General features: G+C 55.6%; 20 protein-coding genes and 2 pseudogenes. 2 read left to right on the forward strand and 20 right to left on the reverse strand.

What is annotated here, in order from left to right:
* Window positions 1-102 precede the first annotated feature (102 nt).
* The 18 genes and pseudogenes from ATJ93_RS24590 to ATJ93_RS20495 form a co-directional block, all read right to left on the reverse strand.
* A pseudogene (locus ATJ93_RS24590) lies at window positions 103-231 on the reverse strand (PemK-like protein); the annotation flags it as partial.
* Window positions 228-587 carry a MarR family transcriptional regulator gene (locus ATJ93_RS20420; protein WP_120246530.1) on the reverse strand — a complete coding sequence of 120 codons (360 nt, stop codon included), beginning with the start codon at window positions 585-587 and terminating at the stop codon, window positions 228-230. The gene ATJ93_RS20420 and the pseudogene ATJ93_RS24590, both read right to left, overlap by 4 nt.
* Before the next feature lie 92 nt (window positions 588-679).
* Complete coding sequence (locus tag ATJ93_RS20425; RefSeq protein ID WP_120246531.1) at window positions 680-1015, reverse strand: DUF7558 family protein; 336 nt, start codon at window positions 1013-1015, stop codon at window positions 680-682.
* Window positions 1015-1305 (reverse strand): hypothetical protein, encoded by a 291-nt coding sequence (locus tag ATJ93_RS20430; RefSeq protein WP_120246532.1) that lies wholly within the window; start codon window positions 1303-1305, stop codon window positions 1015-1017. The genes ATJ93_RS20425 and ATJ93_RS20430 overlap by 1 nt, the downstream gene beginning before the upstream one ends.
* Before the next feature lie 218 nt (window positions 1306-1523).
* Window positions 1524-1961, reverse strand: a complete 438-nt coding sequence (locus ATJ93_RS20435) for a hypothetical protein (protein WP_120246533.1) — start codon at window positions 1959-1961, stop codon at window positions 1524-1526.
* Window positions 1962-2506: 545 nt separating this feature from the next.
* Window positions 2507-4018: a primase-associated protein gene (locus tag ATJ93_RS20440; RefSeq protein ID WP_120246534.1), complete on the reverse strand. Its 1512-nt coding sequence runs from the start codon at window positions 4016-4018 to the stop codon at window positions 2507-2509.
* The gene (locus ATJ93_RS20445; protein ID WP_120246535.1) at window positions 4015-4899 is read right to left on the reverse strand and encodes a bifunctional DNA primase/polymerase; all 885 of its coding nucleotides are present in this window, start codon (window positions 4897-4899) and stop codon (window positions 4015-4017) included. Before ATJ93_RS20445 ends, ATJ93_RS20440 begins: the two co-directional genes overlap by 4 nt.
* Window positions 4896-8705 carry an ATP-binding protein gene (locus ATJ93_RS20450; protein ID WP_120246536.1) on the reverse strand — a complete coding sequence of 1270 codons (3810 nt, stop codon included), beginning with the start codon at window positions 8703-8705 and terminating at the stop codon, window positions 4896-4898. The genes ATJ93_RS20445 and ATJ93_RS20450 overlap by 4 nt, the downstream gene beginning before the upstream one ends.
* Window positions 8698-10938 (reverse strand): VirB4 family type IV secretion system protein, encoded by a 2241-nt coding sequence (locus tag ATJ93_RS20455; protein ID WP_211334111.1) that lies wholly within the window; start codon window positions 10936-10938, stop codon window positions 8698-8700. The genes ATJ93_RS20450 and ATJ93_RS20455 overlap by 8 nt, the downstream gene beginning before the upstream one ends.
* On the reverse strand, window positions 10922-12043 hold the full coding sequence (locus ATJ93_RS20460) for a hypothetical protein (RefSeq protein WP_120246537.1): 1122 nt from the start codon (window positions 12041-12043) through the stop codon (window positions 10922-10924). The genes ATJ93_RS20455 and ATJ93_RS20460 overlap by 17 nt, the downstream gene beginning before the upstream one ends.
* Before the next feature lie 6 nt (window positions 12044-12049).
* Window positions 12050-13111 (reverse strand): hypothetical protein, encoded by a 1062-nt coding sequence (locus ATJ93_RS20465; protein ID WP_120246538.1) that lies wholly within the window; start codon window positions 13109-13111, stop codon window positions 12050-12052.
* 2 nt (window positions 13112-13113) lie between these two features.
* Window positions 13114-13974: a hypothetical protein gene (locus ATJ93_RS20470; protein ID WP_120246539.1), complete on the reverse strand. Its 861-nt coding sequence runs from the start codon at window positions 13972-13974 to the stop codon at window positions 13114-13116.
* On the reverse strand, window positions 13971-15704 hold the full coding sequence (locus ATJ93_RS20475; protein WP_211334112.1) for a hypothetical protein: 1734 nt from the start codon (window positions 15702-15704) through the stop codon (window positions 13971-13973). Before ATJ93_RS20475 ends, ATJ93_RS20470 begins: the two co-directional genes overlap by 4 nt.
* 27 nt (window positions 15705-15731) lie before the next feature.
* Window positions 15732-16145, reverse strand: coding sequence for a hypothetical protein (locus tag ATJ93_RS20480; RefSeq protein ID WP_010546890.1), 414 nt, complete (start codon window positions 16143-16145; stop codon window positions 15732-15734).
* A 6-nt stretch (window positions 16146-16151) separates the two neighbouring features.
* Window positions 16152-16430 (reverse strand): hypothetical protein, encoded by a 279-nt coding sequence (locus ATJ93_RS20485; RefSeq protein WP_120246541.1) that lies wholly within the window; start codon window positions 16428-16430, stop codon window positions 16152-16154.
* Window positions 16431-16668: 238 nt separating this feature from the next.
* A pseudogene (locus ATJ93_RS24595) lies at window positions 16669-16975 on the reverse strand (site-specific integrase); the annotation flags it as partial.
* Window positions 16976-16987: 12 nt separating this feature from the next.
* Window positions 16988-17446 carry a hypothetical protein gene (locus ATJ93_RS20490; RefSeq protein WP_120246542.1) on the reverse strand — a complete coding sequence of 153 codons (459 nt, stop codon included), beginning with the start codon at window positions 17444-17446 and terminating at the stop codon, window positions 16988-16990.
* A gap of 3 nt (window positions 17447-17449) precedes the next feature.
* Window positions 17450-17989: a DUF7342 family protein gene (locus ATJ93_RS20495; RefSeq protein WP_120246543.1), complete on the reverse strand. Its 540-nt coding sequence runs from the start codon at window positions 17987-17989 to the stop codon at window positions 17450-17452.
* Window positions 17990-19258: 1269 nt separating this feature from the next.
* Between ATJ93_RS20495 and ATJ93_RS23270 the strand changes: the two genes are divergently transcribed.
* A complete protein-coding gene (locus ATJ93_RS23270; RefSeq protein WP_147376666.1) occupies window positions 19259-19828 on the forward strand; it encodes a hypothetical protein in 570 nt (189 codons plus the stop codon).
* A 268-nt stretch (window positions 19829-20096) separates the two neighbouring features.
* Here ATJ93_RS23270 and ATJ93_RS23275 read toward each other — a convergent pair whose 3' ends face one another.
* Entirely contained in the window at window positions 20097-20618 is a 522-nt protein-coding gene (locus ATJ93_RS23275) for a hypothetical protein (RefSeq protein WP_170155621.1), read from the reverse strand.
* A 533-nt stretch (window positions 20619-21151) separates the two neighbouring features.
* Here ATJ93_RS23275 and ATJ93_RS20510 point away from each other — a divergent pair.
* Window positions 21152-21358, forward strand: coding sequence for a helix-hairpin-helix domain-containing protein (locus tag ATJ93_RS20510; protein ID WP_120246546.1), 207 nt, complete (start codon window positions 21152-21154; stop codon window positions 21356-21358).
* Between the two features lie 260 nt (window positions 21359-21618).
* Here ATJ93_RS20510 and ATJ93_RS20515 read toward each other — a convergent pair whose 3' ends face one another.
* Window positions 21619-22482, reverse strand: a complete 864-nt coding sequence (locus ATJ93_RS20515) for a hypothetical protein (RefSeq protein WP_120246547.1) — start codon at window positions 22480-22482, stop codon at window positions 21619-21621.
* Window positions 22483-22630 lie beyond the last annotated feature (148 nt).

Raw genomic sequence — 22630 nt, forward strand, 5'->3', positions numbered from 1 at the left:
CCTCAGAATCGTCGACAGAAGACCTGTGACGATCAGTATCCATGGGACCCACGTAAGTAAAGGGGAAACACAGTCATCAATCTATCTTCAATTGGTGTCATTAGTCATTGCTGACAGAGAGACTCTCGGAAATTGCGGAGTTCCCAAAACGAGCAGTGGCCGACCTTTGTCCGAGAGTGGATCAGTTCCCCAGATAATGTCGCCGCGTTTTAATTCATCAAACGCCGTCACCGCACTTCCTCCATCTCGTCGGTTTTCAACTCTTCAAGATCCTCCTCATCGTACTGCTCATCTGCAGTCTGATGGTGCTGGTGAAGACGGTAAGCGGCTTGGAGCCGATCCTCGTTATCTGTAATTGCCCAGTACGGGCGCTTATGCCGCACAAGGTCTCGTTCCTTCAGTCGTGAGAGGATCGCACTGACAGCATCGGTATCCAGTCCGAGTTGGTCTGCAATCGTCGCCGCCTTCCATGCTCGGTCGTCGTTCTCGTCGAGAAATCGCACGATTCGCTCGGTGTCGTTTCGGTCCTCGAATTCGTCGTCGTCGGCATTCTCGAACTCCTCGATATCGATGGCGCCGCTCGACATGAATTGATGTTGGTACCGTGGGTCCATAGCTGTTTGGATGTTTGTTACTGGGTTATGTGGTCGCAAATAGGGCCCATTCTGGTACTGATCATTCACTCTGTTGGCATCACAATGAGATGCTCTTCGAGGTCGCGCGTCCAGTACGTCACGAGCCCGCCCGGGCTACAGCGGGCGCACAGCTGCAACGGGCCTTCCAGATGCCCGAGCTCGACCCGGAATCGCGTGAGTGCCGCAAGTGTGTCGACGACCAGCCCACAGCCGTCACAGGCGACGTGATCGCGCTCGTCGGGATCCGTCTCCATCTGAATCGCGCAGTCCACGCAGATCGGGTGGGTGACCCGTTCGTCCTGTCCCCAGGTGTGCGCTTCGCCAGTCTCGGTACCGGGCGGCGCGTCGCAGAACGCACAGCCAACGAGGGTCTGCTGCATCACTCGCCCTCCGCGTCGGCGTCGCGGCCGGCCGTCCAGCCACGGTAGAAGACGGCCAGCTGCGTCGATGAGTCGAACGCGGTACCGCTCGGCTCGTGAACCAGAACTTGGTCTTCAGGAACCGGAGTGACGACGTCCGCATCGATGAGGTCATTGACCAGGCGCTGGGCCGTCGCGTCGTCGACGTCCGCCGTGTCAACCCGGGCGGCGTCTCGGTCCTGGGCGAGCTGTTCCTTCTCGAACTGTTCGTAGTCGGCACTCGTGTCGTCGTGCGGATCGGGACCAGCCATAATGGGTCACGCAGCGCACGCTGTCGAGCGCTGCACGCCTTCTGGCGCCGACAAGCAACTCATGGCGTACAGATTCGGTACCTCCTCGGATCGCCCGTCCGCCAGGATGCACTCACTCGAGGAGTCGGGCGGTAGGTGGGGGCAAGGGAGTGGATCCAGCCCCAGCGTTAACCAACACCGTTTCGGTATCGGCCGAGAATGTTGGTTAAGTCTAGCCGCTACGGTGTTCGGAGCTCTCGAACTGGCTTCACGACGAAGGTATCTGGCTCGCTGGCTGCTTCTTCACCTGCCCGCTCCGTTGACGTCGAGGTCGACCCCGTGAGCTGAGTGATGAGCTCGTCGCGAACGGTTCGTCGGGCGACGGTGGTCTCGTGCCAGCCCAGCCGGTCGTCGAAGCGTCGTTTCTGAAACTGTTCGCCGACGTCGTCCGCGACGTACTGCGTCCGCGTCGACCGCCCGACCTGCCGGGAGATGAAGACGGCTCCCACGGTTTCGTGCGTGAGTTCGACGAGAGCACACTCCACGAAGGCGACGACCGACGCGTGATCCCGGTCGGTCGGAACCGTCACCTCGAGGTCCGCCCACAGTGCCCGACCGTCGGGGGTGGTTCCTGCGTGATGCGCTTCCCGTATTTCGCTGCGTCGTTCCGAAGCCATCGTCTATCGGGGGCACGTGATGCGCCCTGCCACCCCCTCACGGGGGCAACAGACACCACAAAAACGCACCTCGTCAACCTATGCGCTACATCTGATACTTCCGTAGTTCCGCTACCCCTGTGATGGCCCCTCGGCCTGAGAGAGCCAGCGGCGCCTGCACCGTTATACCCTAGCCTTCCTTTGGACAATTCTGGAGGTGCAGAGAACATTGAAACGGGCGTATATTTAGCAAGAGGCCCGTCGGGCAGTTCTCAGCCGTTACTGATGTCCTCGACGAGTGCTAAGATACTGTGATTGGACGGAATTGTGCTTGACGAGGTGGTGAGGCCCTCGAATTCAAACGAATTTAATTCTCCTAATAGGTGAGACTTGGCAGAACTGACTGACGACAAATGATGGGTTGGGTGAGATCGATTTTACTGACCCATCCGTTTTTGCTCAAATTGGGCGATACAAGGCCTGAAAAGTGCATGACGAGATTACAATATCCGTTACACTCCCGTCTTCTGAAGAATGCTATGGAACCTTACAATCGACTGTCTGCGTTAGAACTCGTTTCTGTTACCCTCGGTTTCACTTAGTTGATCGTACATCTCATCGGGGAACGGGAGACTCCCCCAAATTGAGTATGGACACTCATCTTGTCCGATGCAGTACCGCTGCATATCGTCGTTATCGCAGTTCATCGGAAGCGGGGTGTCGCCTTCAATCGTGTTCGAGAACTCGTAGCGAATTTGGTAGTCGGTGACCTGTTCATCGTACCACGGCCACCGCGAGAAGACGTCCTTGAGATCTGTGACAATGGTCTCGAGGTCGCTGTCCTGATACTGGGGCAGCCACATTACCATCCGGGCGAAGTTGTACAGGTCCTTTCGGACTGGCTTCTTCTCGTGGAGGCGCTCAGCCATATTTGCCATACAGGGGAGTTCGAACAGGTCCTCGATTGTCTCGACGTCGAGAGGCTGGACGCCACGCGAAGACTCCTGAACCCGATAGTGGTTCGTATTTCCGTGCTCTCGAATGGTCAAGCTCCGGTGGTCGCGCTGGGATGCGAGAAGGTTCCCAAGACTTCGCGGACTCGAGATACGATTACACACGTCTCGCTTCCAGTCTGCTTCTGGGTCGTACGCCTCAACTGCTTCAAACAGCTCCTTCGCCGAGTGGAAATCCCCCAGCGTGGCGACCTCATCTGGAGCGGCTTGAATCGCGTCCCGGAGTACACGGATGGTCCGTTCACCAGGGTTCCAGTCTCGCCAGATTCGGTCGTGGTGCCCCGTCTCGATGAAGCGGTCGATGCGTTCTGTGATAGCCGACTCATTCGTCGTTAGCCACGTCAGCTGGTCTTCGGAGAGGTTCTCCTCTTGAACTCGCAGGAGCTTCTTGAACGCACGTCTGGCGTACTCGCGATACTTCGTGTCGAAATCGCCAACGGGCACGTAGAGACAGTTGTTCTTGACGCGAGTGAGCAGTTCCCCGGCTTCTCCGGGCTCAGTATCGACGTGAACGAGGCACTTCCTTGATGCCGCGGCCATCGGAATTTCGAGATACAACCCCCCACCGAATTCCGCCATCTCCTTGATCCCTGTACAAACGCGGCCGGGATGCGGACCATCCTCTCCGGGATCTTTCGCGTACAGTACCTCTGCGATATCCTGTTGGAGACTCCCATCACCGAATTCTCGAAGGAGGGAAGCGAGATTGTTGACGTAGAGATCGCGAATATCGTAGAGGACCTGCACTTTTCGCGGCGGGGCGTGCTCGAACTTCGAATGTGCCTTGACACAGATCGCGCTCAACGTCGCGAGGACAGCGAGTGTTCCCGGCTCGTCGACGAAGGGATCCTCTGCAGCATTGGCCCTGACGTCTTCTTTGAACGCCGCAGTCCCGAATCGCTCGAGGTCGTTCAACAGGTCTTCTGGTTGGTCTTCACCGTCGATGATGTAGCGATTGTAGCCCCGCGTAAACAGCTGGTTGATGCGTGTTGTGCTGTATTCAAGCGGGAGCGTCGCGACGCGGTAGGCGGTACGCTCGTCCTCAACAGGGGTCGATTGACTCATGACTGGATGGCCTCCGGTGTTGTAGACCGAATGTCGAAGCTCGAGCTCTCTATCGGCGTGACGATACTGCAGACGTCAGCGTGCAATGAGTAGGGGAGCCGGACGACTCGACGACGGTCAGCGGTAACCACTGGATCGATGGGAATCTCGTAGGTTTCTTGCAGAAGGTCGTTCAGCACTTCTCGACTCTTGGCGTCATATCGATGAGCAGGGTCGGTATCGAGGAGATAGACGTGAACGCCCTGGCCGCTGTACACTACCATCGTATCCTCGGCGTTGAAATCGTCCTCAAAGATATCTCGCACCTCGAAACCGTACTCAATGGCCCGTTCGATATCCGCGAAAGAATATGGGTAGCCTGCTGGGTCTGCTTCGAGAATCCCTGCGGCATCGAGCAGTTCCCCACTGTCCTCTGTAACGTCCTCGTCCGGCACTGCTTGCGCTGCTCGCTCTCGGGCTATCGTTTTCGCGTCGATATCGATGAGAAGCACCCACGGCCGTTCCCAGTGATCAAGGGCGTAGTAGACCGCATCAGGGCGTGGAGCTGGTTTCTCGAGCAGGTCAGGATCTGCGAGTGCGAAGTCACTCCGGCCGAGTGGGTCATTCCGTGCTGGATTGCGGATGAACTCGAGGATATCGTCGAAGTCGTGGAATGCTGCTGAGGTCCGCTCTCCGGAGGTGTTCGTTTGCCAGGTGTCTCGTCGGATGAAGTCCTTATCCGGGACTCCGTCTTTCCGTACCGGGTGGGATTCTCGAAACGCGAGCGCGTACTGTTTCGGTCCCTGTGCTGTGATGAACGACGGGAGTTCGTCGACGTACGAGGGGAACTCTTCCGTGTAGTACCTGTAAATCTCCTCGCGCGTAGCTTGGCGCCAGCTCATGGATTGAACTCCTCATCGAGCTTGTTGAAGCTCCGAATCGTCGTCATCCCTTCTGCGTCGAACGATTCGACGGCTTCCCGAATATCCGAAAAGCGACGGGCTGCACGCCCACTTACAGTATTTTCTATCCGGTCAGCTTCCGCGAGCCGATCCAACACCTCGACGGCTGTCTCGCGTCTATTGAATGCCCAGACAGCGTTTGCGTCCACCGTACTCTGCTTGTCGTAGTCGTCGACCGGCGCGTGTTTGTTGTTGCTCGGGAGTTCCGCTTCACCGACCCACACGAGTTCTCCGTCAGCGTCGAAGGCGGCGACGTCGAACACCGTCTCCTCGTCGTATTCGTAGTAGGGTTCGACCTGCACGACGTCGGTGCGCGCTTCTAACCATAGTTCGAGCAGCTTCACACCGACCTTGTGCGGCGTCTTCTCGCCGATATCTCCCTTATCAGGGCCGATTTTGAGCTTCTGGCCGAGCAGTTCACGCCCTGCCGGAAGGATGGTGTAGTACTTCCGACTACAGGCTCGTCCTTCTTCCAGTAGGTTCTGGTCGATGAGCCGCTGTACGTCCAAGTTATCAAAGTCGTCCTTGAACGCACTCATTGAATCCAAGAGTCCGTGATTCGGTGCGTCCCTGTTCATCACATCAAGGACGCGAGTCAAGAACCGGATGTCGTCGTGAGTGAGCCCGCGCCGTCGGAGTTCATCATCGGAGACGGTTACGCCATCTGCCTGTACTGGCGACGATCCGTTTTCGCCGACGGCGTTCGTCTTCTCTTCTGTGGCCGACTCTTCTGACTCTACGGACCCCATATTTCCAAACAGCGGATCAATGGTGTCCGCGTCTTTCTCCTTCTCTTCGTCGGCTGCTGAACCACTAGCTGCCTGTCGGATGAACGACGACTGTGTCGACTCCACAGGGTTAGCGGACTCTGTGGATGTCGACTGTCCAGCGTTCGATCTACTCCCCCATCCCTCATCGTCGGCTGTCTCCGATTCGCGTGGGGTCTCAGCAAGTCCGTACTGGGCCTGTGTACGTTCCGACAGCCGTGGAAGAGCCACAGTCTCGAAGTGGTCCTCCTGTTCGACAGAGAGTGGCTCATCGCTTTCTGGATGGCCCGCTGCTATCGGGAGCGGTTTCACTGAGAACGGAGCAGGCCCTGTCTTCCCAAACGATGGGCTCGGGAGTTGAGCAATCCACTCTCCGCTGGGGAGCGTATTGACTCGATTTCGAAGATCAGTCGGACTCAGGTCTTCGTGGGCCAACGACTCGGCGAGATCGCGCTCGATGGAGATGTTCCCGATGAGCTTTGTCTTGATGTTGTTGAGGACCTCGTCGTAGGCGCGCTCGTTTCGATTTCGAACCTGGCCGGGGAACTGCATCACCAACCCCATGCTCAGGCCGAACGACCGTCCCTGTGGAAGCAGTTGCTCAGAGACGAGTTTTGTCGAGGCCACGGGGGCGGCCTCTTCGATGATGAGATTGGTGAGGTTCTCGTAGTCGGTCTTTCCATCACGCCGGCGCACCTGGACGGCGTCCCAGAGATTACTCAACAGAAGGAGAGTGATTGCCCGCTGTCCTTCTGGACGCAGATCGCCCAAGTCAAACAGAATCGTGGCGTCTTCGTCGAGGAACTCGCGGAAGTCGAAGCGGTTGTCAACGTACTCGCCGTCATCGTCTTGTTTCGGGACGTGGCTGAAGATACGCCGCAAGTGTGCGTCTTCTCTGAGCTTGTCTAGACGGTTTCCGACGGCGTCCATCGATACCTGAAACCGGTGGTCGTCCTTCGCGAAATGCCGCGTGAGTGACTCCTCGACGTTCCTGTTGTCCGCCGAGACCGGTGGGATAGTTTGCTCTCGTTGCATCTGGAGAGCTGCGGCGAAGAGGTCATCCAGTCCGAAGACGTCGCTTCCGTACTCCTCGTCGAAGAGTGCCTTAATCAGGTAGCTGAGGATTTCGTTGGCGACGAATGCTTGGCCGTACTGTTCTCGGCCCATAATCATCCGGAGGATGTCGTGGAAGTGGTCCACCTTGTCCTGAATCGCGTCCTCCCGGTTGCGTCCAGCTTCCAGTGCTGGGCGAATATCGAAAAACGAGAACGCGGGGAGGGTCTCCGGGACACGGAACTGATAGACGTCGTCCAAGCCACCGAACTGGTCATAGTGGCAGCGCAAGTAGTTCTCACACATCCCATCGCCCTTTGGATCGACGATAACGACAGGCCCGCCGGTCGTCTCCCGAAGCGAGAGAGCGTCGTTGATGATCGCCTTTGACTTACCGGCGCCAGTCGACGCGAACCGGCCATAGTGTGTCGTCAACAGGTCTGGTGGGATCCGGATTGGGTCTGATCGTGGCTCACCGTTCTCGTCGAGTGCGTAGCCAATAGCCATCCCTTCTTGGAATTGCTGAATCAGGTCTGGATTGGGACACGGCAACGGATTCCGGCTCTGCTGTTCGGCTCGAGTCCCGCGTATCCCTTCGACTGTCAGCTGTTCAGAGGAGGGGACGAGGACGAAGTTGGCGAGTTCTGTCCCACAGAGGACTAGCCCGGGCCGTGTCTTTCCACGCCCCGTCGTCAGTTCACGGTTGAGGAGGCGCTGGAGAGCCGCCCGTGCCTTCTTCTCCTTCGTTTTCTCACGAAAGCCGCTATCCCGGAAGCGTTGCCCCTCGACTTCGTAGAACGGTCCATCAAGCGGGTCGAACACAGGGAGGAGCGAGTCCATCCGGCCATCGAGGTCATCACGGGTATCGTCGGTGGGGACGCCAATGGCCCGGATATTGACTGTGAACGACCGTTTGGCATTCTTCGCGTCGATGTACTCGATCCGTTTCTCGACGGACTCGCTGATCTGCCGGTCGGCTTGGTCGCTCCGCTGGTCCTCGACCTCGAGCAATGACCCGACGACTTCCTGGAAGAACGTATCCCGGCCGTCGACGAGATCCTCTTTCCGCACCTCCGCGTCGGACTGCCAGTTGGCACGCCGCTGGAAGACGACTTGGAACGCGGTCGGCGCTGTCGCCTCCATCAGGTGGTCGATCAGCGACGCGAGCGCTGCGCCCGGTTGGTCAACAGCCGAGAGGTCGCCGTTCGTTTCCTCTGCCGTGAACGGCGTCAGCGATGTCATCCAGTCCTGCTTCCGCGACGCAGAGCCACACCATCGAACCCCGAGCGGCGAGACAGCGTCTTGTGCCGGGCGAGCTAGAATCGTTCCCGCCGGTGTCATCGTCGGCTTCTCGATGGCCCGTCGCTCTTCTTTGTCGTCTGGAAGTGCATCGGGGGGCGCTAGTTCGAGGGCTGAGTCCCCGACAGTCACGTGATGATTAAGGACTCTGGTGGATGCCGTACCGCCGTCGACAACGGGGTCTGCTTCGGCTGACTCGGAGTCCACTGATTCCTCGTCGACGATGTCGTACTGTTCTGCCGGGCCAAACTCGTACTGCAGCCGCCCGGCCTCGTAGTGTTCGACGAATTCCTGTGGTGTGAACTCGACGGGCTGAATGAGCCGGGCAGCGACATCGACGTCGACGCGTTCGATATCGAACGTGGCTGGATAGATCGAGCGAAGCCGCTTCTTGAGGGTATCGAGGTGCGCATCGGCGCTGTAGAAGAACTCCACCGGCTCATCGGGACCATCGCTCATCGCGAGGAACTCGAACCGAGGCGGTGTCTCGCTATGGAGTGGATTGAGCTTCGCCCCGAGACCTGACGATCCGGGTGTGGTCAGTTTGTGAAGGCTGTCGAGGACACGGGGGATACTCTCCGTATCGAGCTGCTCGGAGGTCGGGGTGACGCGTAGGTATTCAGTCATCGTCCCCCTCCGTGGAACTTCTCTCTGGTTCAGCTGCGACGATGTCTGCTTCGTCGCCAGTACCATTCGTTCTATTCGTTTCGTTCGTCTCGCTCGTTACTCGTTCTTCAAGTTCCTCTTGGAACTCCAGTGTCTCGCTGTCGACGGCGCCGTCACCAGCGCCCGGAAGCGAGGACCGCATCTGTGCAGTTGGGTCGTAGTCGATAACCTGTTTCTCCCTGGACATCGCTTTGACTTGGATACCTCGCCACTCGCCGTCGACACCGACGAGTGCCTCGGAGAAGCCGGCGTCCTCGTTGCCAGGGACAGCGTCCTGAACGAACCGCATCTGTGCATAGTTCAGCCCGAACTCCTTGGCCCATTCTTCATCCATCCCATCGAGGCGATGGAACTGCTTGACCGCACACTGATCGAGGATGGCCTCGGACTCAGCGTGCTCAAAGAACTCGTCGACGGTCTGGGTAACTAAGCGAATCGAGAGATCGTGGTGGCGGTGGTGGCGGAAGACTGTCTCGAGGAACGCCAGACTCGCGGCGTCCTGCATGATGTACCGCGCCTCGTCGATGTAGAACACCACCTCCTTCTCCGAAACTTTCGCCCGCTCGTAGACCAGTGAGATAAGCAGCTGCATTGTCAGCGCCGTGCTGCTGTCGACGCTGCCCTCCTGCTGGGCGAGATCGAGGTAGATGACTTTCTCGTCCCGGATGTCGAAATCGGATTCCTGGCCAAGATTGGCGTGACGGCCACCTTCCTCGAAGGGGCGGAGCTGATCGAGAAGCCACGTCGCATCCTCCTTGATCTTCCTTGCTTCCTCGTCGGATCGGACGACGAACTCCTCGGGCTCGTCGACCATATCCTCGAAGACATCCATCATGTCCCGAATCGTCGGACTCGAGTTGCTGTGTGTCGAGATGTCGTCGGTGATGCCGTTGCGCTTGTACGCACGCTTGAGTCCGAGTTCGAGCGTCGTCCGGCGGTCACCTAGCGAGATGCCGCGGAGCGCGAAGAAGTTAGTAAGGAAGCTCATCGCGTCGTCGAGCTTCTCGTTGAACGGGCTCGCGTCCTCGCCCATTGCCCGCTGGACGTGCTCGGGCGTCTCCCGAATCTCCAAGGGGTTCAGTCCGAGCGTCCCGCCGACTGTGATGCGTTTGGCGTCGAGGGCTTCGGCGACGCCGGCCCAGTTGTTCAGCGGCTCGAGGATGATGCCGATTCGGTCCTTGCTCTGCTCGATGGAGCGGATGAAGTTCTGTTTCGAACTGAACGACTTCCCCGACCCCGTGTCGCCGACGGTGAACATCGCGTAGCCGTTGTCTCGCGCGAACGGGTCGATGACCACTGGGCTCTGGTTGTCCTTGTGAATCCCGAACTCGACGCCGCCCTCCTCGAGGATCGTCGCGTTGTGCGGCGAGGACAGCAACGCGCCGACGGCGCCGCCGAGCGCAATCGAGGTCCGGCCGAATTCGTTGTCACCGATGGGCGCGGCGGACTGAAGGGCGAGATCCTGTCGACAGATCGCCGTCTTCGGCGTGAGGTTTGCCGGATCGTCGCGGAGAGCACTCTTGACCTTCTGGACGGCATCCCTGAGGTCGTCCTTCTCGTCGGCTCGTACCGTGATGAACATCCCCTGATCGAAAACGCTCGCACCGTTCTCGACGGCCGTGTACGTCGCGGCGGCCTCGTTGGCACGCTCTTGTAGATAGGCACTCCGGACGCTTTGTTCGAGATCGGCGTCAACCTGGAGATCGTCAGCGATGTCCTGCAGTTCGTTCCGTGCCCGCTCCTGATTCTTCGGGGTGATGTGGGCCGTCAGATCGAACTGAACGTCGGTCATCTCGAAAAGATCGCTCAGATAGCCATCGTTGGGATAGTCAGGATAGTCCGCGATGTACAGCGTCGTTGTCCACTGCTCGCCAACACGTGCGGCTCGTGTTTCCCACTCGATAGCGGCCGGGGCGGTGACCGTCTTGTGCGACTCGGCGATGTCGTCGAGTAACCGACGTTCGGCCCCGCCTTCCTCCAGCGTCTCTTCGTCAAGCAGATCCGAGAACTCGACTTCTTTTTCATCGTCCTCGGTATACCGGTCCCAGAGAAGTTTCCCACCGACGGTGAGAACGACTACGAGCCCGACATAGAGGGCCGTACCTTCGGCTGAGGTCGGGTTCGAGAGCCACTCCACAAGCTCGGCGACAGCACCGCTGCTCGTCTGGAGGATCACGTTACCCATCGTGGGCATCCTCCCGGCACGAGTGGCCGATAATTGGTTGTTCACGAACGACCCGTTCAGCCTCGTCATAGTCGTGTTCGCGGCCGTTCCAGAAGTCCATATTCATCACGAACAGCTCAACCGTGCTGAGCCGACGTGCCGACCACCCCGATGCCTGCTGAATGAATTCGGACCGCACATCGTTGACGCGGCTGTCGAGTTTCTCGAACATCTGGGCGCGACGCTCAACGTCGGTGAGGTTCTCGCGACGAGTAACGAACGGGTTAAACAGGAAGCCGATGACGGGGAACTGAGTCAGCTTCTCGGCAGGGGTTCCCTCGTCGCGGAAGCGGTCGTAGACCTCCAGCGGCGTGACCTGAACGCCGATGTAATAGCGAACCTGCTGGATCCCCCGTTCACGCATCTCTTTCGGCCGCGTCTCCCGATACTCCTCGAGGAGTTCTTTGAAGATCGGATTCTCCGTGACGTCCTCGTCGTTCAGGCGGTCTTCGATGTTCTCGGTAATCTGTTCCACCGGGAATGACCGGGTTGTCGCGTGGAGTTTGAGCTTCGAGTCGAGTTCTTTGTTGGCGAATTCCTCGCCAGCTTCCTGGAGTTCTGCCCAGTCGTCGGACATCGCGAAGTCCATGTTATCTGGGTCGATTTCGATGAACGCCTCCATCGTCCCATCGGCGCGTTGGATCGCACCAGCGCCTGGCCACGCCCGCTCGATGTTTGTGAGGTCCTGCGTCCGTTCATCGGGCTTGAACGGCGTGTAGTTCGCGAGGCCACCCTCGTTCCGCTCCGTTTCGTTGGTACTACTGTCAGCCTCTTCTGGAGCACTGAACGTTACTTGGGGACGCGTCAGATATCGATAGACATCCTTCGCCCACGCCCACGCATTCAGATGATCGGGAGAGACATAGACGATCGCCACGCCGAAGCCGAATCCGCCGGCAACGAACGGGAGAGCGAGCGATTCGATCCCGGTGAGTCCAGCTAGGAAGAGACCAACGATCGGGAAGGCGATCAGGACACCCACGTCACCCTCCTCGATATTGAGGTAGGGGATACGACTTTCCTCGCCAAACTGGTCCATGATACGCCGTGCAGCCGCGTCTTGATCTATTGACATGGGTTGCTAGTAGCTTCCAGGGTCGTTCTCGGTCCGCCGATACGATGGCGTCTCGCTGTCTTCGTCGCTGTTCGTCCCTCGTGCGGCCGCCTTCTGGGCGATAGCGTGACCTGCAGCGGCTTTTGGTCCCCACCGGGCAGCGGTTGTCGCGACGCCAGCGCTACCGACGTAAGCACCGGCAGCTACACCGCCGATGAGGGCTGCACTCTTGGTTGCCCCTCCGAGAACTTTTGCCGTCAGCGGGGTTGCAAATTTGAACGTCTTCCAAGTGAGATAGAGAGCAATTAGAGGGAGAGAAGCGGCGACTAGGTACTTCAGAAATGCGCTATCTGGAGAAAGCGCGCCTTCTGAGTAAAGAAGGTCGTATCCTTTGAACACGACTGCTGCTGGAAGGGGAAGAACTGCAAGCGGAACAAATCGTTTGGAAAACCCCATCGCAATATCGGAAAGGACCGGGATATTACCGTATGCGAGAGCGAACGCTATCGGCATTCCATAGACATACACATAAAGGAGAACCTCTCGAATGTAATACAGTGCTTCAAGCGTCCACATCGAGAGACCCCCTATAACTGCGAATACGAATGCCAGTCCTGGGTTCGTAAGTGACTCCTTGAGGAAATTCAACATTGCATCACCAAGAGAGCCCAAACTCGGCATCAACGCAATCGTGAATCCGTCAACGATGTAGAGGCCAAGAATACTCACCCAGTACCAAGTGATGATGAGGAATGCACCGACCCAAGCAGTTTTCTTCGTTCGTCTCGCTTCATAAGCGCTCCCGATATTGAATATTCGAATTGTGTGTCGGCCTTGAACACACATCACCAGCAGAAGTAGTGAGATGAGCATGATCTCCCCACCAACCAACGCATCACGAATTGCTGGCCAAGGACCGTTAGTTGGGGCACCGAAGACAAACGCACCCTCCGTCTCTGGTGTAGGTGTCCCAAACATCTCCTCAGTGAGGGTTTCATAACCGTTGTTCAACCCTTCCATGAAGAGGCCGGTAACCCAGTCGACAACGTCTTTGAAACCTTCTAAGACAACATCAATGAGGTCCACCATCGTTATCCCTCACTGAACGTGATTTCACAATTATCGAACTCACCTGAAGCAGAGTAGTGAATGTTGTATGTTTCTGACAGCTGGTTAGAACTGACTTGTGTCTCCAAGATGACCTCGAACTCCCCGTTTTGTTCTTCGCTCTCACAGGAGGTCCCTTCTCCTCGAACGAAGGCAAACGGGGAACGGTAACTGTACAATGTAATCTGCTCTCCCGGTTCTATGACTACCTCTTCGACTTCCGTGTCCCTCTCGGGATCGTATATGCCACTTATATCATCGTTGTCGGCGTAGTTTGTGCCCTCTTCATCTGAGGGATAGGGGACATCGCCAATGAAGAGAAGTTGCGTTATCGCATCCGGGCCACTACCTTGGTTTTCGACAGATACGAAAGCCTCTTTAGAGATTTTATCATCTGAGTTATCCCACATCATTTCAGGCTGATTCTTCCCGATCCCCATTTCCACGATTCTAAGATTTGGTTGAATAGAGAGAGGAGACTCTTCTACAGTCTCTTCGCCCGCTAGCGCAATAACACGATGCTCACCAGGGGCGTAGGACGTTCCGAGCTCGAACGTGACTTGCTGTGCTCCTGTAGCTACATCACGCTGGCCGAACAGTTCTCCATTTGGCTGGATTAGATTGACTTGGTCGACGTCAGCATCTTCCGAGAGTTCGACGACAAGCGTTGTTCCATCAACAACGACACGCCGAAGAGGGCCTGGGCTGTTTGAAGAGGGAGATCCATCGCTGGGCGTTCCGGAGTTCCCATTGGTATTTAGACAGCCAGCAATACTCGCGAGACCGGCTCCAGAAACTGTTCGGAGGGCGGTACGTCTGCTGAGGTGTGGGTTGTGCTTCGTCATAGTTCTTGTTGGAAAATGTCTTCTGGGCCAAGCATCCGCAGGAGTCGCTTACCGGCGTAGAACATCACGAAAAACGGCAGGAGCTGCCAGCCAACTTCGAACACGAGGGCGAACCAGCCCTCAATGGTTCCGAGTGGATGCCAGCGGGCCGTCGCGGAATCGGTCACGTACGCGGGATTATGGCCGAGCCACGAACCCGGATGGTAGTTGGCCGTGTAGATCCCCGGCTCGTCGATCGTCACGATTGCTACACCCGATTCGTTGGTCTCGACACGCTGATCTGCGACGGTGATGTATCCATTTCGTGTCGTTCCACGAATCGGATACTGGCGGGTATCGTCGAGCGTGATTGGGGCGCCGGTCTGATTGTCTTGCAGTTCGATCCGGAGTGTCGCCTGTGACTGGTTCTGCTCGAGGACCTTCACGGAGAGGTTACTACGCCGGAGCTGTCGCTCGGAGCCCCCGTCCGGTTCGGCGATCGAGGCGTTCACGCCACGGACGATCCCCGCGACGTGGAGCGCTTCGCGGTCGACGGTCTCCGCCCGAACGGCGACGCCATAGGTCGTCGTGTACGATTGGTTGACGATGTCGATGTTGACGTTATCCCCGATGGTGCTGACTGGTGACGGGTGGTCAGTTCCCCATGTATCGACGAGTTCGGGGCCGTCTCGGACCGGTTCGGCACGCGGACCGATGCGTGAGGGATACGCGTGGACGTACACGGGAATCGCGTCAGACTCGACCGTGGTCCTATCCGTCCGATTCGACTGAACGAGCGTGTCCCAGTTGGTGTTCCGAGCGGTGTAGAACCGCCAGACACCGCGGACCCGGGCATCGCCATCCTCAGTGAGGGTATAGCCTTGCCACGGGCGGGACTGGAAGATCGCTACGCCGGCATCGCCGTTGGGGTACTCAGCGTAGTAGGGATACGCCGAGAGGTCGTAGATCTCAACGTCGATCGCGTCCGAGACGTTGCGTGATTCCGTCCGGTAGGTAACGTCGACGTCCGTCCGGTTGCCTTGGTCGAACCGAGTGGTCTTCTTCAGACGGGCACTGATCTCCGCTTCGAGCGTGAGATTCGCGCTCCAGTCATCCTCGATCTGGTAGTCGAGGGCTGGCGTATGGGATCCATCCTCCGTCGCGATGGTCTCACCGTCTTTCTTCAGCCGGGCTTCCTCAATTTCGTGCTCCGTAAGCGACCACTCGATGGTCGTGTTCCCGGACGAACTCCCGTTCGGAACCCGAACTCGATAGTCGACGAATCCCCGCATGGTCCCGTTCGGCGCGATGTAGAGTGGGGTTTCACCGGACTCGAGGTGTCCACGAGTAGAAGGCTGGACCGCGAAGATCGTAGCGTGGGCATCATCAATGAAGACACCGTCCTCGAGGTCCGCGTGCGACGGATGCACGGACGTGTCTGCTCCGCCGGCGTCGAGGTCCTCGAAGTCGTTCCGAGTCCACGTCGCTGCGGTCGCCGGCGGTCGTTTGAACGTGACGTCGGTCCCATTCGCAACCTGGCGGACGGCGGAGCGGTTCTCGCCGTACCGCTGGCGGTACTCCTCCTGGCTGATGTAGTTATCTGAATCACGCGACCAGAGTGTCGCTGACTCGTTCTCGGTGAGTCCGTTCTCCTCCGTACCTGGCTGCGGCGGGTCAGCGGCGACGATACCCGTGACTATGCTCGTCACGAGCAATCCGGCCATGAGTACGGAGAGCACTCGGTGGTTCATCGGCTCACGTCGGGGACAGTAGACAGCTTACCAGGGGACGAGATCAACGCACTGCGCCAGCGGGAGACTCATCATTGACCCAGCGACCGTATACAGCGGGCCAAGGACGACGAGGACGACCGCGGACTTCATCGCTGAGCGCTTGTGGCGCTTGAGGCCTTTCTTCTGCTCGGGATGGAGGGTGAACATCTCGATGAGGGAGTCTGCCTGCCAGACGATGGCGAGGCCAACGATTCCTAGAGCGGTGGTGAGTTGGAAGAATCCCTCAATCATGCTCGGAAGGTTGTCCGCGCTACAGACCGCGTTACTCTGCGCAGTGACCGACTGGACGGCGAACAAACCCAAGAAGACGATCGTGAGCACTGCCTGTCGAGTGATTCTGCCGGTCAGGGGAGACCCGGTGCGATGCTCAAGGTCGGAAGGAGCCTTGTCTTGTGACATAACGGATTAACCATCAGTAGCGTCTTCAGCCGTTGGCCGGCTCTGCTGATCTTCAACAAGCGACTGGAGGTCGTCGAATCGGTTCGTATCCGCTGCGATCTCTTCAAGCGTATAGCCCTGCTCACGGGCCCGCTCTAGAAGATCGCGGAGTTCATTGGGGTCAACACCGCGGACTTCCATTTCCTCACGGAGGGCGCGGCGATAGAGAGCGGAGGCGTTGATATGGTCGTTCCATATCAGATATAGGTCATCAATCTCTTCGACGGTTACTGACCTCGTTATCATGCATGCGGGTATAGGTCTGCATTGGCTGAGTTCCGGTACATGTTTACTGATTATCTTGTAATAGATAAATATTCTGTATTTCTAGTATTGATATTATCTAATAGATATCTGAAGGTGGTTCGAGAGCGTCTCGAGTAGATCTTAACCAACACCTAGGGTAATGGTATCCAAGTGTTGGTTAAACCCTCAAAATAGAGCCTTTCTACTCTATCTCAGCAATATCAGCACTCACACATTACGCAAAGATATAGCGATAATAGGTTTGTGCCGAGTTTTGCTTGAGTGCCCGTCACCGACAAGGCTCAGCCCAACTTTCGGAGTACTCGTTCATCGAGGTCCTCGAAGGTGGGGTCGCAGTCGACGTCGTCTGAACGAGCGTGGTTCAGTCCTCGTCGCCGCGGTCATCGGCAGCCCATCGGTTAACCGTTCGAATTCGCACGCCGCATTTCGTCGATAGTTCCTTCCCTCGCTGCCATGGCCTTTCCCTTTGTCTGGATGGACCGCTTAAACGAACTCGTAAGTGACTGCCCAGTGCGTCTCCAGATGCCGCCTCAGGGTTATGATTCCTCGTTCACGTATTGGTAGGTCGGGTGGACCTCCTCGAGAAGATTTTCGACGATCTCCCAGAGGATCAGGGAGGGAGTTTCGTGTTCAAACGTGATTCCCCAGCGATCTTCCTCATCGCCGACAGAGTACTGGAAATGTGCCCGTCCGAGGTCAGGATGGTCCTCATCCTGATGCCACCCAGCGTGAAAGCCGGTGTTCGGGTCGGTGTAGTTGATACGGAACCAATCGTGAGGGTTCTGCCGGTACCACTTGACGGTCAATTCCGGTGAATCAGGGCCTGTAGGTGGGTCAAGGCGGGCTGGATCAAAACTCGCCCGCAGCTGCTTGGCCTCGATATCGTCGGGAACATACTCAACCGCCGTAATTTGTGGCACCCGATCAAGGACATCCCGCTTCAGTTGGACGTAGAGATTTGCGTTTGGGTCGCCACCGGGATGCGGGACCGACATCCGTTAGCTGCTAGCCTCGGCAGACTCTGTGTTCGGAGCGAGGAAGTCCCACTCGCGGATTGCAAACCCGACGATTTTGATGCGGCGCTGGAGATGCTCCCACTCACGAGCGATTTCACGCCGATGGTCTTCCTCGTCGGCGTCAAGGGCCTCATCGGCGAGTGTTCCGCGAAGCTGATTCGGTGACTCGACATCGAACTCGTCCTCCCAGTCACGGATTTGTGCCTTCATATCGGCGAGTCGGTCCGTGAGTTCCTCGACAGTATGGCCGCTGTCCCGAAGGCGCATCGCCTCCTGCATTGCCTGCCGACGGTAATCGGGATAGTACGTGGTGTGGGTCCCGCTCTCGTCACGGTGGAGGATTCCGTCGTCGACGAGCCGTTCAAGGACGCGCTTGGTGGGCTCATGGGACCAGCCCGCCTCAGAAGCGATCCAGTTTGCCGTCCGTGGCTCCGACAGTTGCCGTGCGACCATTCGCACACGGTCTTCACCCGTGGTCTGGCGGTCCATCAGGCTCTCGGAATTCGATTCGTCTTCGGTCATAGGCTACTGTTTGCGTCCTAGCTTAATATAGATTGAGACTGTTCGTTCTATATCGAATAGCTACTTCCGTCCATTCTATCGACACACACAGACTGAATCCGGTATGGTCGATCCTTTGCGAGGCCGAGTTTCACGTCACGACGGTCCCCGACGGGGATGCTCCGCTGCCCGACGACCCAGTCTACGATTCGAACAGGTCGTACGTCGAGAATAAGATGCGGATCAATCGCTATCGTGAGTCTAAATAGCCACAGATTCTGCATTGCTGCTATGATCTTGGTGCGACTGGTAGAAGAGCTATGAGCGTCTCAAGGGTGATGACAAAGCGTGCGCCGTAAACTGACTGAGAACTGTATCGAGTGCTCGAAGGAGAACTTACCGGCACAGGTCGTCAAACAGAAGGCTCGAGAGCTAGCAGTGATGTACTTCCTTCGAGAGCGAATTGATCTTCAGATCTTCAAGAAGGGTGTCACCGTCGATCGCGAGCGCGAAACTGACGATGACACCTGCACGATACAAAAGGCGAATCCTGCACTCGAGCGAATGTTCTCATGGCAAGTAGACTCATACGTGACCTCCGCTGCTACCTGTCTCTCGATGGGTATCCGTAGACCGGGCATCCGGACTCACGATCGGACTGGATTTACGATGATGGAGTAGAGACCGCGGAACCCGTGAGCGAAAAAATTCATGAGGTTACAAGAATCTTCTCCGATGCCTTCAGTCGAGCGTTTGTTCAGAGATTTTCCTCCGATTATATCGGAGACCTCGGCCACGTCGTCCCCAATGTTGTCTTCGTGAGGGTGAGTCCGGGACAGATAAGAGTTTATATATAAACTATTTTATCTAAACATTCTTTCCTTCGGAGAAATGGATGGGAATGCGCCCATAATTTTTTGTGATTATTTCAGGTCTAGCTTTTATTTCTCTTTGACCATATTCCCAATTTCCACCAGTGTTGTCTGAATTTATTTGGGCTTTTTCCGTTCTAGTTTATGCAATAACGTTTCATGTTTCTACCGGTACGCTGGGCGACAAACTTTCGGTCGCGTACCAGTTCATCCACCAGAAACTCGCGAATACCGAGGCTAATCGTCGCCACCGCTGTTAGAACGTTTGGTCAAGTAGACACAGAAAATCCACCAGCAACGATAAGTGTTACAACTTGCTCTCGCTACTCAATCGAGGTATGGATCTTAGCTAAAGACGAACCCCTTTTGATATTTTATCTGGGTAAAATATTTACATGTACATTGAATTTGGATAAGTATGAGACGGCGTAAGTTCATTGTGGGTGTTGGTATTGCTTTCTCTCTCCCCGGCTGTCTTAATGAGAGATCGCCTTCCGAAACCTCTGATAACAATCATGATCCTACTGAGGACTCCGATGAGAGAGACGACAATACAGATAGCCAAACAGATGGTAACAACTCGTATACCTATGACGAATCAAGGCAAGATCCGATATTTATAGAGAATACAAAAGAGGAAGAAGTTATCGTAAAATTATCAGTTGAGCAGAAATCCGACGGAGAAACTCTTGTTGAGAATGTGTACTCTATCCCTCCAAAAACAGGAATTGAAATACCAAATATCGCCAAGGTAGAAAACGAATACATAGTTACAGCTGAATATGACGAAAATGTCGATACATTTGACTGGTCTGTTTTGACGTGCGCACATGAAGACGGATCCGAGATAGGTGGAGAGACCTCTCTTGGAGTAGAAATAGCTGACGATGATCTACATATTTATCATACCGATTGTGACATGGTAGGGGCAGGAGACAACCAAAATTTAACATATGAAAACCATAAAGAATACATGAAAGAGGAATAGCAAGTAACAGCTGCTTCTCTATACTGTACGCTACTTTCATACCACATCTCTGGAATAACTCCCTGTAAGAACGTGACGACTCGTACTTGAATACGGGATTAGTAAGCAGATTGTTTGACTGGCTCAAAGTTCGTTGATCGTTTCAGTGAACTGAGGACCGAAGCGGTAGAGGTCACCATTTTCCCAGACCCACCAACGTTCATCTCTTCTTTGTTGATGAGAACGACCTTATAGGGTACTCGAAAACGAAATACAAAGAAAGAACTACCTAGTCCTGATTAATCGCAATAACTAGCCCACCAGCCCTAACCTCAAGGCCTTCCTTACCCTCAATATCAATAGTGTCTATATCCTTCACAAGATCCTCAAATGCCGAAATACCGTTAATTGCGGCATCAGAAACAAGATCGTTCTCATCACTTAGTACATCAACTGCTCCTGCTGACACCGCCATCCAAATCCGTGCCCATTTTTGTAATTTTCCTAAGTCAACCCCAGTTGTGAGATCTGCGATTTCGACTGTTGAACTCCAAGTACTATCGACTATACCAAGCATATCTGATAGATCAGCCATTGAATGGTCGGGAGTGCAGAAATAGTAGTCATACTCTAGTCTGTCCCCACCATCAGGTGGAGAAATATCAGAATTGCTAAAGTCAAACTCGAGCTCCATCTTTGTTACTTGGGAGTGAGTGTTTGCAATCGCATCACTGTAGCTAAGCGTCATACCGTAATTATTTCCACCATCAGGCTCAGGTTCATCAAGTTCAGTCCAAACGTTACCGCCCATCGTATTATTCACGGAGCCCGTTGAATCATAGTTCTTGAAGGCCTTTTTGTACTCAATCGTACCGAATTCCGAAGAATAGGCGTTTGAGTACCAGGTGAAATCGTATCCCAACTGCAACGTAAACCCATCCGAGTCATTGTGCACTGCATACGGCAACCACGTTGCCGAGACATCTTCTCGAATACTGCTTCTTGGATGCGTATAGTACTCGTCAGCAATCCAGAGACTATCGTTATCCGCGTCGTAGGGCCTGCAGCACCAGCCGCACTCGCTAAGAAAGTACGATGGGTCTTGGATCCAGATTTGATAGATTGATTCTGCTTCGCATCGCCATTATTACTATTCGCCATAGCGATCAGTAGTGTCTTCTGTAACTTTAAATATCTAACTGCTGGCAGATTTAAATAGGGGTAAATATTTTTGATTTCTATCTGATCCCATTTAAATATATAGTGAGGTCGAAGAAAAGACGTTCATATCTCCACATCGTTGCGATCTATGCTGCGACAGTCGTCGGTCTATTAGAGCAGGATATGACTATCCTTCTCGACGACCGAAACGCATGGATCTGGGTCGTCGTTGAAGACGTCTCCGGAATCAGTGAGGCCCGCTCGAAGGCGATCGCCCGCGAGTACGACGATCTCGAGGATCTGCGAGAAAGCGACCGCGAACGCCTCGAGTCAGTCCCGGATATCGGTGAGCAACGGGCCGACGCCGTTCTCGAGCGGGTTCGGGAGTAGCATACCCCGAAATCCGAAATACTCTCGGATTCGTGAGACGACGTGCTGTACTGCGTAGACGTGTGATTTCGGTGTTGCTGGCCATCTCTCGGGTGTCTGGATTATCCAGCTACAGAGACGCTCGAGGTATATTCCGAGGACTAGGGACCAGTACCGACAGTCGGGCACGGCGATCGGACCATCTCGATCACAGAGAGAATCGCAAACACGTGCAGAGCACACGAGACAAGATCTGTATGGGTGATCTCAGTACTTTGAATCTATTCTTCGCTAATCCGGCTCAGTGAAACATCTTCGGCTGGGAATCCCTCAACCAGATCGACCACGGTTTCATCAAGCGCATACTCACCTTCCGCAACCCTCTCAAGCTGTGAATTGAACGCATCTTCATCAAGATCGTGTTCAGTCCATTCCGAGTGAGAGACGGCTGCTCGGAAGCTGCCGACTGTTTCTGGAATCGCCGGTACATCTTGGTAGGTAGTTGGGTAGCCTTCAAGCAGCGGCGCGTAACAGAACGGGATCGAGATTTCATGACTCTGGGTCGTAGTGCCGCTAATCAGACACCGACCCGGGTCTTCGGCAAACGAGCCCTCGAGTCGGTCCTCGTCCGAACGGTCGTGATAGTCCATTGTCTCCCCATTGTGAATATCGACGATGTTGCTCATCTCACCCGTACTCTCTGCAACGTCCGCGTTCGTCAGCCAGCAAGCGACTGCGAGTGCATCATCACCACTACTGGTGATGGTGTAGTACTCAGATTCCCACGAACTGAACGTATCATACCTGAGGTAAACTGCAAACGCCGTCCGTGGACCAACATTTGGCTTTTCATCGATCTCAGGGCTGCTCACCTCCCTTCTTATATCCGAAGTGATCCCCCAGACGAATTCGCTGTTCCCCATCCGCTCGAATTCAACCGGAATGACCTCTATCGTTTCAGATCCCGACTCAAATCGCACCTGAACACCTTCCTTTTGATCCGGGCCGTACACACCTTGTTCAAATTCGGTTTCTTCCCAACTATCTGCGATGACGAACTTGCCGTCATCTAATAGAGTCGGTGGTTCAAGCTCCGGGAACTCCATTTCAGCCACACCGTTATCCTCATTGGTATTATCAGTCATAGTTTGCCGCTAGTCTGTTGAACACATAAATTGACCGACCCGATAGGTTGTAGTCCAGACCCATCGAATCACTAGATAGATTTCCGTCTCAGACTCATCTTCGTCATCCAATTTATCAAGTATCCAAGGCAGAACAATAGGTGCTATT

Origin of the sequence: Halopiger aswanensis (assembly GCF_003610195.1) — an archaeon.
Classification (GTDB): Archaea; Halobacteriota; Halobacteria; order Halobacteriales; family Natrialbaceae; genus Halopiger; species Halopiger aswanensis.

Coding starts and splice junctions, on each gene's coding strand:
- ATJ93_RS20420 (WP_120246530.1), bottom strand. CDS start 587: ATGTCGAGCGGCGCCATCGATATCGAGGAGTTCGAGAATGCCGACGAC.
- ATJ93_RS20445 (WP_120246535.1), bottom strand. CDS start 4,899: ATGAGCTGGCGCCAAGCTACGCGCGAGGAGATTTACAGGTACTACACG.
- ATJ93_RS23275 (WP_170155621.1), bottom strand. CDS start 20,618: ATGGGCGGTAACGTTTGGACTGAACTTGATGAACCTGAGCCTGATGGT.
- ATJ93_RS20475 (WP_211334112.1), bottom strand. CDS start 15,704: ATGAACCACCGAGTGCTCTCCGTACTCATGGCCGGATTGCTCGTGACG.
- ATJ93_RS20470 (WP_120246539.1), bottom strand. CDS start 13,974: ATGACGAAGCACAACCCACACCTCAGCAGACGTACCGCCCTCCGAACA.
- ATJ93_RS20490 (WP_120246542.1), bottom strand. CDS start 17,446: ATGTCGGTCCCGCATCCCGGTGGCGACCCAAACGCAAATCTCTACGTC.
- ATJ93_RS20485 (WP_120246541.1), bottom strand. CDS start 16,430: ATGATAACGAGGTCAGTAACCGTCGAAGAGATTGATGACCTATATCTG.
- ATJ93_RS20460 (WP_120246537.1), bottom strand. CDS start 12,043: ATGTCAATAGATCAAGACGCGGCTGCACGGCGTATCATGGACCAGTTT.
- ATJ93_RS23270 (WP_147376666.1), top strand. CDS start 19,259: ATGAGACGGCGTAAGTTCATTGTGGGTGTTGGTATTGCTTTCTCTCTC.
- ATJ93_RS20435 (WP_120246533.1), bottom strand. CDS start 1,961: ATGGCTTCGGAACGACGCAGCGAAATACGGGAAGCGCATCACGCAGGA.
- ATJ93_RS20495 (WP_120246543.1), bottom strand. CDS start 17,989: ATGACCGAAGACGAATCGAATTCCGAGAGCCTGATGGACCGCCAGACC.
- ATJ93_RS20465 (WP_120246538.1), bottom strand. CDS start 13,111: ATGGTGGACCTCATTGATGTTGTCTTAGAAGGTTTCAAAGACGTTGTC.
- ATJ93_RS20425 (WP_120246531.1), bottom strand. CDS start 1,015: ATGCAGCAGACCCTCGTTGGCTGTGCGTTCTGCGACGCGCCGCCCGGT.
- ATJ93_RS20515 (WP_120246547.1), bottom strand. CDS start 22,482: ATGACTGATAATACCAATGAGGATAACGGTGTGGCTGAAATGGAGTTC.
- ATJ93_RS20440 (WP_120246534.1), bottom strand. CDS start 4,018: ATGAGTCAATCGACCCCTGTTGAGGACGAGCGTACCGCCTACCGCGTC.
- ATJ93_RS20480 (WP_010546890.1), bottom strand. CDS start 16,145: ATGTCACAAGACAAGGCTCCTTCCGACCTTGAGCATCGCACCGGGTCT.
- ATJ93_RS20510 (WP_120246546.1), top strand. CDS start 21,152: ATGACTATCCTTCTCGACGACCGAAACGCATGGATCTGGGTCGTCGTT.
- ATJ93_RS20430 (WP_120246532.1), bottom strand. CDS start 1,305: ATGGCTGGTCCCGATCCGCACGACGACACGAGTGCCGACTACGAACAG.
- ATJ93_RS20450 (WP_120246536.1), bottom strand. CDS start 8,705: ATGACTGAATACCTACGCGTCACCCCGACCTCCGAGCAGCTCGATACG.
- ATJ93_RS20455 (WP_211334111.1), bottom strand. CDS start 10,938: ATGCCCACGATGGGTAACGTGATCCTCCAGACGAGCAGCGGTGCTGTC.